This is a genomic window from Pseudomonas sp., assembly GCF_035512415.1.
GTDB lineage: Bacteria > Pseudomonadota > Gammaproteobacteria > Pseudomonadales > Pseudomonadaceae > Aquipseudomonas.
Window position 1 is genome coordinate 198,296 of record NZ_DATKDZ010000043.1, and the last position, 10,934, is coordinate 209,229.

At 59.4% G+C, this 10,934-nt stretch carries 9 protein-coding genes and 1 pseudogene; 5 read left to right on the forward strand and 5 right to left on the reverse strand.

Annotated features, from left to right (window positions below; translation table 11 throughout):
• Nucleotides 1-81: 81 nt before the first annotated feature.
• Nucleotides 82-987, reverse strand: coding sequence for a glutamine amidotransferase family protein (locus VMP31_RS22085; RefSeq protein WP_325509849.1), 906 nt, complete (start codon nucleotides 985-987; stop codon nucleotides 82-84).
• Between the two features lie 71 nt (nucleotides 988-1,058).
• On the reverse strand, nucleotides 1,059-2,393 hold the full coding sequence (glnT, locus tag VMP31_RS22090; RefSeq protein ID WP_325509850.1) for a type III glutamate--ammonia ligase: 1,335 nt from the start codon (nucleotides 2,391-2,393) through the stop codon (nucleotides 1,059-1,061).
• A 375-nt stretch (nucleotides 2,394-2,768) separates the two neighbouring features.
• On the opposite strand from glnT, the gene VMP31_RS22095 reads away from it, so the two are divergent.
• Entirely contained in the window at nucleotides 2,769-3,368 is a 600-nt protein-coding gene (locus VMP31_RS22095) for a cupin domain-containing protein (protein ID WP_325509851.1), read from the forward strand.
• Between the two features lie 128 nt (nucleotides 3,369-3,496).
• Here the strand turns inward: VMP31_RS22095 and VMP31_RS22100 are convergent, their stop codons facing one another.
• Complete coding sequence (locus VMP31_RS22100; RefSeq protein WP_325509852.1) at nucleotides 3,497-4,267, reverse strand: IclR family transcriptional regulator; 771 nt, start codon at nucleotides 4,265-4,267, stop codon at nucleotides 3,497-3,499.
• A gap of 100 nt (nucleotides 4,268-4,367) precedes the next feature.
• On the opposite strand from VMP31_RS22100, the gene VMP31_RS22105 reads away from it, so the two are divergent.
• From VMP31_RS22105 to VMP31_RS22115, 3 genes are all read left to right on the forward strand, one after another.
• A complete protein-coding gene (locus VMP31_RS22105) occupies nucleotides 4,368-5,663 on the forward strand; it encodes an FAD-binding oxidoreductase (protein WP_325509853.1) in 1,296 nt (431 codons plus the stop codon).
• Between the two features lie 256 nt (nucleotides 5,664-5,919).
• Entirely contained in the window at nucleotides 5,920-6,177 is a 258-nt protein-coding gene (locus VMP31_RS22110; RefSeq protein ID WP_325509854.1) for a heavy-metal-associated domain-containing protein, read from the forward strand.
• A 216-nt stretch (nucleotides 6,178-6,393) separates the two neighbouring features.
• Nucleotides 6,394-6,687: an FAD-binding oxidoreductase gene (locus VMP31_RS22115; RefSeq protein WP_325509855.1), complete on the forward strand. Its 294-nt coding sequence runs from the start codon at nucleotides 6,394-6,396 to the stop codon at nucleotides 6,685-6,687.
• A gap of 491 nt (nucleotides 6,688-7,178) precedes the next feature.
• Here VMP31_RS22115 and VMP31_RS22120 read toward each other — a convergent pair whose 3' ends face one another.
• Nucleotides 7,179-8,597 carry an IS1182 family transposase gene (locus VMP31_RS22120; RefSeq protein WP_325509856.1) on the reverse strand — a complete coding sequence of 473 codons (1,419 nt, stop codon included), beginning with the start codon at nucleotides 8,595-8,597 and terminating at the stop codon, nucleotides 7,179-7,181.
• Between the two features lie 190 nt (nucleotides 8,598-8,787).
• On the opposite strand from VMP31_RS22120, the gene VMP31_RS22125 reads away from it, so the two are divergent.
• Nucleotides 8,788-9,552 (forward strand): substrate-binding periplasmic protein, encoded by a 765-nt coding sequence (locus tag VMP31_RS22125; protein ID WP_325509857.1) that lies wholly within the window; start codon nucleotides 8,788-8,790, stop codon nucleotides 9,550-9,552.
• 203 nt (nucleotides 9,553-9,755) lie between these two features.
• Here VMP31_RS22125 and VMP31_RS22130 read toward each other — a convergent pair.
• Nucleotides 9,756-10,896 (reverse strand): annotated as a pseudogene (locus VMP31_RS22130) (IS3 family transposase).
• Between the last annotated feature and the right edge of the window lie 38 nt (nucleotides 10,897-10,934).

Below are 10,934 nucleotides of genomic sequence, written 5' to 3' on the forward strand. Positions count from 1 at the left end.
CGAGACAGTACAAGGAGTACGGCGAGCTTTTGCGTGAGGACCTGACGCCGCTATCGACGTGCGCAGCAGGTTGTGGGCGACTCAGGCAGACTCGCGTTCCCAGATGTACATGGTGGCCGGGATCGGTTCCCAGACCCTGGCCTTGTCGATGCCCGGCAGGCTCGACAGCGCCTGATATTCCGAGGCCATGGCGACGTAGTCGTCGGTCTCGGCGAGGATCGCCGGCTTGCAGGCGATAGGGTCGCGGATCACCGCAAAACCGTTACGCGTGCCGATGGCGAAGGTGAAGAAGCCGTCAAGGTCCTCCAGCGACTTGTCCAGTGCCTCCTTCAGGCTGTCGCCCTGCTGCAGCCGCCAGGTCAGGTAGCCGGCAGCCACTTCGGTGTCGTTGTCGGTCTCGAAGGTGATGCCCTGGCGCTTGAGTTCCTGGCGCAGGCGGAAGTGGTTGGACAGCGAGCCGTTGTGCACCAGGCAGAGGTCAGCACCGGTGGAGAACGGGTGGCTGCCTTCCATGGTCACCGCACTTTCGGTGGCCATGCGGGTGTGGCCGATGATATGGCTGCCCTTCATCCCGGCCAGGCCGAAGCGCTGGGAGATTTCCCGCGGCAGGCCCATGCCCTTGAGGATTTCGATGCTCTGACCGGCGCTCATGATGCGCACGCTCGGTGCCAGCTCGGCCAGCAGCGCTCGCACGCCGGCCTCATCGGCCTGTACCTTGAGCACCGCGGCGTTGGCGTTCTGGAACCACTCCAGAGCGGTGCCCAGACGCGCATCGACGGCGGCGATCAAGGCCTTGAAGTCGAAGCCTTCGGTAGTCGCCTGCAAGGTCAGCTTGACCCAGCCGTCGGCCACTTCGTCACCGTAGATGGCAAAGCCGGCGCTGTCCGAGCCACGGGCGGTCATGGCTTCGAGCATGGGTTCGAAGAGCTTGCCGAGCTGCGATTCAAGCTCGGGATTTTTCAGGTAGAGACCCACGATTCCACACATATCAGAAACTCCAGGGCAGAAGACGCCCAGCTCTTCGCGGGACGTCGGAAAGGGTTGATAACGGTCGAAAATCAAAAGAACTCGGTGTAGCGCTGGATCTCCCAGTCGCTCACATGGCGGCTGTACTCCACCCACTCCATGCGCTTGAGCTTGATGAACTCATCGACGATTCCCGCACCGAGCACCTCGCGGAACAGGCTGTCGGCCTCCAGCGCATCGCAGGCTTCCTTGAGCGACTGCGGCAGGGTCTTGATGCCGCGCGCGGCGATTTCTTCCAGGCTCAGGCTGTAGAGGTTTTCGTTGCAGATGGCACCCGGATCCAGCTGGCGGTCGATGCCGTCGAGGCCAGCGGCGATGATTGCGGCGGTAACCAGATAAGGGTTGCAGCCAGCGTCCGGCAGGCGGAATTCCAGGCGGCCATAGGGCACGCGCACCATGGCCGAGCGGTTATTCGAGCCGAAGGCGATAAAGGCCGGAGCCCAGGTCGCACCAGACAGCGAACGGCCCACCACCAGGCGCTTGTAGGAGTTCACCGTGGGCGCGGCGAAGGCGCACAGGGCCGGGCCATGGGCCAGCAGGCCGGCGGCGAAGTGATAGGCCATCTTCGACAGGCCCATGCCGCTCGGGTCGCCGGCGTCGTGGAAGAGGTTCTTGTTGCTGGCGCTGGCAATCGACAGGTGGAAATGCATGCCGTTGCCGGCGCGCTTGGGATCGGGCTTGGGCATAAAGGAGCAGATCATGCCCATGTCGTTGGCGATCTCGCCGGCGGCCATGCGGAAGAAGGTGAAGCGATCCGCCGACTCCATGGCATCGCTGTAGGTGTAGTTGATCTCGAACTGGCCGTTGGCGTCCTCGTGATCGATCTGATAAATGTCGAAGCCCACCGGCTGCAGCGCCTCGGTCAGGCGTTCAAGGAACTCGCGCGAACGCGACAGGCCCTTGTAGTCGTAGCAGGGCTTGTCCAGGGTGTCGGAGCCATCCACCAGTTGCAGCTTGCCGTCGACGCCACGGCGGAACAGGCTGAATTCCGGCTCCAGACCGGTGTTCAGTGTCCAGCCCTTATCGGAAAGGCGCTGCACCTGCTGCTGCAGCACATAGCGGCTGTCGTAGGGATGCGGTTGGCCCTCAACATGACCGATGCACACCACCCGGCCGTAGCCCGGCTGCCAGGGTACCGGGATCAGCGTGGCGAGATCGCCGCGGGCCATAAAGTCCGGGCCGTGGGGCTCCATACCCATGCCGCATATGGCAAAACCGGCGAAGCCTGCGCCCTCCTCGGCCACCGCCTGGAGGCCGGACACCGGCACGGATTTGGTTTTCGCAGCGCCGTGGATATCGACGAACTGCGCCAGCACGTACTTGATTCCGTACTGATCAATGATGCGCTGCGTTTCAGTTGGCAACATGAGTCTTCACTCCTGGAAAAAGGCATGGCAATGGGGTGTTGGCAGGCGAACAAGGGCACAATCACGAGCGACGACCACAGGAATTCCAGGCATGCCGATTGCTCGGGCGAACGCATGGGAGGTTTGGAAGTGGGTCATGGCTTATCAAAATTCCACTTAGGAAAGTTAGTTTCCTATAAGGAATGCAATTGCCTTGCCAATCTGCAGTGCGGCTGACGAAGGCGCTTTACCCCACGATTTGCCACTGTTTATATGGGAAACTACTTTTCGCTTGAGGAAAGTCGCGACATCATCTGCTGGGAGGCTCAGCGAAAATGCGCTTTCCTAGTGCGAATGTTACTTTCCTGGACAGAAATAGTGCGGAATATCACCCCTATGACGAGCGAAACCCCACCACGCCTCCGCCTGGAGCAATACCTGGGCATGCAGATCAAACGCCAGCGTCAGGCACAGGAACTCAAACTGGCGGACGTGGCCCGCATTGCCGGCATCAGCCAGGGCATGCTGAGCAAGATCGAAAACGCCCAGGTGTCCACCAGCCTGGATGCCCTCAGCCGTCTGTGCGACGTGCTCGGCATGCCCATGTCCAAACTCTTCAGCCAGTACGACCAGCCCGACGGCAACGCCATCCTGATCAAGGCCGGCGAAGGCCTCGAAGTGGTTCGCCGCGGCACCGAGAAGGGTCATACCTACCACCTGCTCAACCACACCCGTGGGCCGAAGAAGAACTTCGAGGCCTATATGGTGACCATGGACGACGCCAGCGAAGAGTTCCCCACCTTCTCCCATCCCGGTACCGAGTTCCTCCACTTGCTGGAGGGCGAACTTATCTACCGCCACGGCAACCAGCTCTACCCGATGCAAGCCGGCGACAGCCTGACCTTCGACGGCGACATCCCCCACGGCCCGGAGAAACTGCTGCAGGTGCCAATCCGCCTGCTGTCAGTGATGAACTACGGTAACGGCAACCAGTAAGGCCTGGCCTGTGCCCGCCGATGGAGGCGAACTTATTGATAGCCCGGATGCAATCCGGGGGAATCCACCACTTTTAATGGCATGCCATAGGCTTTTGTGGGAGGGGCTTTAGCCGCGACAACAACTAGCTAGCTACCCAGATGCCTCACCACCTGCTGCGCCTCTTGCATCATGGCCTGCACCAGTGCCTGGCGTCGTGCGTCGGTCATGCGCGGGCGGGCCAGGGCGCAGCTGAGTGCGCCGATGGCTTGCCCGGCCGCATCCAGGATCGGCACTGCCAAGCCGGTGTAACCCGGCAGGCGGCGATCCACCAGGCCGCTGGCAAAGCCCAGCCGGCGCACGCTGGCGAGGCTCGCGATGATCTGCTCCACCTCCAGGCCGTAGTCCAGGCGCAGGCTTGCGGCATTGTGGCGAAGGATCTCGTTGCGCTCGGCCTTGTCCATCCACGCCAGCAGTGCCTGGGACGCCTGCCCTACTCCCATGGGCATGCGCCCGCCGACACTGCGGCTGTAGCTTTGTACCGGTAGCTCGCCGGCCAGCATATCCAGGCACAGCACCTGATACCCATCGGCCACCAGCAGAAAGAAGCTGTCGCCGAAGCGCTGCGCCAAACGCAGCAGCACCGGCCGCGCCTGTTCACGCAGGGCGCTGGCGTTGCCGGCCTGGGCACCTAGGGCAAACAGTTCATAACCCAGCACATAGTGCCCACGCCGCCGTGCCGGGCGCACGACCCCCTGACGACGCAGGTGTTGCAACAGGCGATAGGTGGTCGGTTGCGAACACTCGGCCGCCGCGCACAACTGCGCCGGGGTGGCCCCCTCGGCACCGGCCGCCGCGATCAAGCGCAGCAGTTGGAAAGCTCGCTCGAGGCTGCGGGTGCCGCGCATGGCATCGGTCATTTTTCTCACCTGGTAATAAACAAGGCCCGGCCGCGGCGATGCAAGTTGCGCGCCTCAATGGCCCCGGCATGCTTGCCACTGCATAGACCAGGAGCCCGCCATGTACCCGCAGATCGAACGAATCAGCAGCGACACACCCTTACCTGAAAGCACCGAAGTGGCCGTTATCGGCGGCGGCATCATCGGTGTCAGCACCGCCTACTGGCTGGCTCGCCGGGGCATCCCGGTCACCCTTCTGGAAAAAGGCCTGATCGGCGCAGAACAGTCCTCACGCAACTGGGGCTGGTGCCGCAGCATGGGCCGTGACCTGAAGGAGATTCCCCTGGCCCTGGCCAGCCTCGATCTGTGGGACGCCTGGCAGGCCGGGCTGGGTGAAGACCTGGGCTTTCGCCGCAGCGGCGTGCTCTATGCCTGCGAGAACCCGCGCCAGTTGCAGCAACAGGCCGACTGGCTGCAAGCGGCCACCGCCTATGGCTCACAAGCCAGGCTGCTGGAAGGCCGTGATCTGCAGCGCATCCTTCCGGAAGGCGCTGCCGCCGGTTGGAGCGGTGCCTTGCATACGCCCAGTGACGGCCGCGCCGAACCGCAGCTCGCCAGTGCGGTGATCGCCCGCGCGGCGCAGCGCCTTGGTGCTCGCATCATTACCGGCTGTGCGGTGCGCGGCCTGGATATCGAGGGTGGACAAGTGCGCGGTCTGTACAGCGAACGTGGCCGTTTGCGTTGTTCGACCGTGGTGCTGGCCGGCGGTGCCTGGTCGACGCTGTTCTGCGCCAACCTCGGCCTGCGCCTGCCGCAACTGAAGATGATTGCCTCGGTGCTGCGTACCGCGCCGATGCCGGGTGGCCCGGAACTGGCCGTGGGTGCCGAACGCTATGCCTTCCGCAAACGCGCCGACGGCGGTTACAGCATCGCCCAGCGCAGCGCCAACCAGGCTCCCATCACCCCGGACAGCTTCCGCTACCTGCGCGACTTTCTGCCGGCGCTGGGCCAGCAATACCGCGAAGTCCGCGTGCGCCTGGATCACCGCTTTATGCAAGAGCTGCGTCAGCCAAGGCGCTGGGACATGGATGGCCCGAGCCCCTTCGAGCGCTGCCGCGTGCTCGACCCACAGCCCTGCGCAAGCATTCTCGACGAAGCGCGCCAGGCGCTGGGCGCAGCCTTCCCCTTCTTTCGCACAGTGAAAATCGAACAGAGCTGGGCCGGAGCGATGGACGTCACCCCGGACGCCATTCCGGTAATCGGCCCGGTCACCCGCCTACCCGGCCTGTACCTCTCCACCGGCTACTCCGGCCACGGCTTCGGCATCGCCCCGGGTGCCGGCCACCTACTGGCCGACCTGATCGACGGCAGCCAACCGCTGGTCGACCCAAGCCCGTTCGCCTTTGAGCGGCTCTGATGTTTGCGGCTAGCCGCTTCCAAGGTTCGCGCACTTGTGGGGGGGGCCGTGGCCAGCGATGTGGTGACACCGGGTCGAGACAATAACTGCGCGCTCTGGCAGGAAGCGGATGCGCACGAAGGGCAGTTATCGGCAGGCAGCAGTTGAGTTCCTTTCCCTGCGAAAGATTACAACGATGCGTTTTTTTGCTTGACCTTACCGCGGTGGCAAGGAGGAAAGTCGAATCATCAAACACAGTCCTTAGTAGGAGCGCGAAATGACTACCTTCGAAGTAAAAGACATGACCTGTGGACACTGCATAAAAGCTATTACCCAAGCGGTTCTGGCCGTGGACCCGACCGCCAACGTGCAGATAGACCTACCTTCGTACCGAGTACAGATTGAGTCGGCAAGCGCCGAAACTGAACTTAGCAACGCCATTGTGAAAGCAGGTTACTCCCCGGTCGCGACAACTACCGAGCAGGCTTCTTCCGCGCCGGTCAAAAAGACCGGTGGCGGTTGCTGCTGCCATTGAGTAGCAATAACACCGCGCGTTGAGAACCGTCAACGCGCCTTGCCCATACAGACATGAATTAACCCAACCCACATGGAGTTAGCCATGATCACTAAACCACTGGATTAAAGAAGCCTGATTTAGTTATGGCCTCGTAATTTTCTGCCGTGGAAACCGACTTTTTCAACAGCAGCGGCCAGAAGCGGACTGCCGTAGAAGCGGGTGGACAAGTAAAGGTTGTCCACCCTACAGAGCTCCGAAGCATGCGTAGGGTGGAAAACCGCGGAGCGTTTTCCACCAATTCTTATCCAGGCTACTCGCTGGGCCGGGGCGATGGACGTCACCCCGGACGCCATTCCGGTAATCGGCCCGGTCACCCGCCTACCCGGCCTATACCTCTCCACCGGCTACTCCAGCCACGGCTTCGGCATCGCCCCAGGTACCGGCCACCTGCTGGCCAGTCTGATCGACGGCAGCCAGCCGCTAGTCAACCCAAGCTCGTTTGCCTTTGAGCGTCTCGGATATTCGTAAGCAGCCACTCCAATGGTTGTGCACTTGTGGCTTCAAATTGATTATGAGTGCGTAAAAATGATTAAAAACACACCCATTTGCTCCAACTCGATTACAGTCGCTCGCCTCTGGAGTATCAACTGTCGCGCTCTTATGACCCAAGCCCGGCACCTGCTGGCCAACCTGATCGACGGTAGCCAGCCGCTGGTCGACCCAGCCCGTTCGCCTTTGAGCGACTCTAGCGTTCGCGGCTAGCCACTCCCACTGCCGGCACATTGGTGGGAGTAGTCTTGGCCGGCGATGTGGTGGTACCGGGTCGAGTCAGTAACTGTACCTTCTGGCTCAGACTGTGTAAAAACGTAGTGAGTGATGGCAATCAACTGCCGGGGGATTTTCTCAGTATCCAGGAGGCCGTCGGAGGCCCAATTAGGCGCAATCGGTGATTCTGGCTGCTATGCCACTTTCGGCTTCGGTGCGCCTGCTGGAGGGCGGCAAGAGTCGTAAAGCAGGCCTCAGGCCTTCATCGCTGCCATCAGGGCACCGCTGCCCAACACGTTCAACACGCGTTTGAGATTGTAGGCGAGCACATGCAGGCTCATCTCGGTACTCACCCGGTCGAGCGTTCTGGTGAGGAAGTGGGTGGCGCCCATCCAGGACTTCAGCGTGCCGAATGGGTGCTCGACCGTCTGACGGCGGATCCGCATCATCTCGGGCGCTTGATCCAGGCGACTCTGCATCGCCTCGAGCACTGCCTCATGCTCCCAGCGGCTCACTCGTCTCTCTGAGCTAGGCGTACAATGCTCTTTCAATGCGCAACCTTGGCAGTGCGAACTCCAGTAACAGTGCATATTCATGCCTTTCTCAACGCTGGAGAATCGCCAGATCAGTGCCTCCCCAGCCGGGCAGGTATATTCGTTTTTCGTTGCGTCATAAACGAAGGCATCTTTGTTGAACCGTCCTTCTGCCTTAGCGCTGGAGGTCATCGGCTTTGGTACATAGGCGGTGATGTTTGCGTTATGGCAGGCCAAGATTTCCTCGCCCTTGAAGTAGCCTCGGTCGGCGACTACCGACAACGTTTCTGGGCCGATGGCTTCACGAGCGTGCTTCGCCATTGAACTGAGCTGGTCACGGTCGGAGCCTCTGTTGGTGACCTCGTGAGCAACGATCAGGTGATGCTGCGTATCGACAGCCGTCTGCACGTTGTAGCCGACGATACCGCTGCCGCGCGTCATCATCGAACGGGCATCTGGGTCGGTCAGCGAAACCTGTTTGTCAGGGGAATCGTTGAGCTGAGTTTCGATCCCCTGAAGCTCTTTCATCTGCGCTTTGAGCTTGGCGATTTTATCTTCCAGGCTGGCAGTGTCTGGCGCGGAGGCGCTAGGAATCTGTCGATCAGCCGCATCGAGCGATGCCAAGTAACGGCTGATGCTCGTCTCGATTTCTTCCATGCGCCGCTTCAGTTTGGCGCTGGTGAAATTCCGGTCGCGGTTGTTCACCGCTTTGAATTTACTGCCGTCGATGGCAACCAGGTTTTCGCTAAAAAGTCCCAGCTGCTGGCAGAGCAAAACGAACTGGCGGCAGACGCCGCGAATGGCTTTGCTGTTGTCCTTTCGGAAGTTGGCGATGGTCTTGAAGTCGGGCATCAATCGCCCGGTTAACCACATGAGTTCGACGTTGCGCTGAGCTTCTCGCTCAAGACGCCGGCTCGATTGAATGCGGTTTAGATAGCCGTAGATATAGATCTTCAGCAGGATCGCAGGGTGGTAAGCCGGTCTTCCGGTTTCGGCTGGAATGACGCCATCAAAACCTAGCGTGGCTAGGTCGAGTTCGTCGACCACACGTACCGGATTGGTATCGCTGACGTAGTCGTCGAGGCTTTCGGGAAGTAAGGTGCTTTGACCTCGGTGTTCACCCTGGATAAACCGTTTCATGGGCGTTCCTTGCGCTGAGATTCTCGGAAATCATAGCAAGGGTTTACCGGTGCGTTTTTACACACTTTGGGCCAAAAGCAGTCACTGATGCTAGGTTAAAGAAGGGGAAAAACTCGATCTCAGGTGGATATATAAAGCTAGGGGCGATTCAATATGCTTCATGCATGCAGGCCCAACAAAGGAGAGTGCTATGTTGATGCTCCGCTTTTTTCCGGTAGCAGTTTGCACTTTTTTATTTTCTTTCATGGCGTTCAGCGCTAACGCAGAGAGTCTGGTTATCTATGGCGATGATCGATACCCGCCATTGATTTACTTGGATAACGACCAGCCCGCTGGAATTCTGCCAGCGATCTTTGCCAGACTGACAAAAGATACTGGCGACTCATATGAACTGGTGCTGCTGCCGTGGAAAAGGGCGTTGCAGTATGCCGAGCGTGGCAAAGGAGGGATCACCAATATTTCGCGTAACAAGGCCCGCGAGGTGTTGTACGATTTTTCGGTGCCGATGTACGACGACGACATTATTTTGGTGGTGTTGCAAGGTCATGAATTTGATTTCAACACACTAAAGGACTTGCAGGACAAGAAGCTCGGAGGGCTCTATGGCGCTAGCTACGGTGAAGGAATTGATCACGCAATCAGCAACGGCGAACTGCTTGTCGAGCGCGATAATGGTCAACAGCCCAGGTTATTAAAGTTACTGGCCGGCCGCATAGATGTGGCGATAATTGGCAATGGCGTTGCCGGATTTGAACACATACTGGCCTCAGACCCTCAACTAGAGGCCAATCGCAGCAAGTTTTTGGTGCTGCAAAATCCGCTAGTACACGACCCGCTGCATTTAGCCTTTAGCAAAACGATGCATATGCAGCCAGCGCTGGAACGCTTCAATAAGGCGCTGACAGCGTTAAGGGAAACGGCTGAATATCAGCAGTTGATCGGCAGGAAACCTTAACGCTGGCAGCACAAAATCGGGGCGTAGCTGCCGCCTTACGGGATATTTAAGCTATTAAGGAGGGACAGCGTTTTCTTGCGATCAGTTTCTACAGCCGTCATCACTGAGTGCAGGTTTAACTTTTCTACTCTAACCAAGTACTTCCGGCCGACCGCTTCGGGTCGGTTTGTTGTGGTCAACGAATTCTGGACACTGGTTTAGGTCTATCCGGCCAGTGATTCGGCTTCCACTGGCGTTTTGTATCCGTTGTAGCTGTGTGGCCTTTGATGATTGTAGTAGTCCGTCAGGTAGCGCAGCACATCCACCTCAGCCTGGCCTTGGCTGGTATAGCCGTGCTCCGGCATCCACTCCGTTTTCAGGCTTCTGAAAAAACGCTCCATCGGTGCGTTATCCCAGCAGTTGCCACGGCGACTCATGCTCTGCTTGATTCGGTAGCGCCACAGCATCTGGCGGAACTCAATGCTGGTGTAATGGCTGCCTTGGTCAGAGTGAAACATCAGCTGCTGCGGACAACCACGGGACTCAAAGGCCACGCGCAAAGCTCGCGTTGTGAGCTGCGAGTCTGGTCGATTGGATAGCGCCCAGCCCACGATGCGGCGCGCATACAGATCCATCACCGCCGCCAGGTAGATCCAGCGATTACCCGCCCAGATGTAGGTCACGTCGCCGCACCACACTTGGTTGGGGCCGCTCACTGTGAACTGCCGATCCAGCTCATTCGCCGCGATAGCATTTTCACCATCAGCTCGACGATAACGATGCTTGCGCGATTGCGAACTGAACAGCCGAGCCTCTTTCATCAGGCGTCCGGCAAGGAAACGACCCACAGTGACACCCTGTATCCGCAGCGCCGCTGACAATGTTCTGCCCCAGCGGAGCCTCGACTTTGTAGATGAAGCTCCGTGGCCAGCTGACGCAGAGCAGCCCGCCGATGATCTATCCGACGGCGTCGTGTGCAGGTGTCGTAAACACTGCTGCGATTTACGTCAAATACGCGGCACAGCTCGGCTCGTGGATACCGCTCGCCCAATGCCTCGATCAGGCTTACTGATCGAGGGAGTCCGACATTAAGAGAGCGGTAGCCTTTTTTAGGATCTCTTTCTCCCGCTCCAAGCGCCGTACCTGGGCCTCCAGGTCTTGTATACGCTTCTGCTCGGGAGTCATGGCCTTGCTGCGCGCGGGTGTTGTGCCGCCACGCTCGCTGCGTAGTTGCTCCACCCATCGACGTAATGCGGTCGGGCCTATACCCATCGACTTGCAGGCTTCGGGAATTGAATAGCCTTGATCCAGAACCAGGCCTGCTGCTTCGAGTTTGAAATCTGTACTGAATGATCTTCTAGTCACGTAAACACCTCATTGCTGGGCGAAGCTTAACGCCCTAT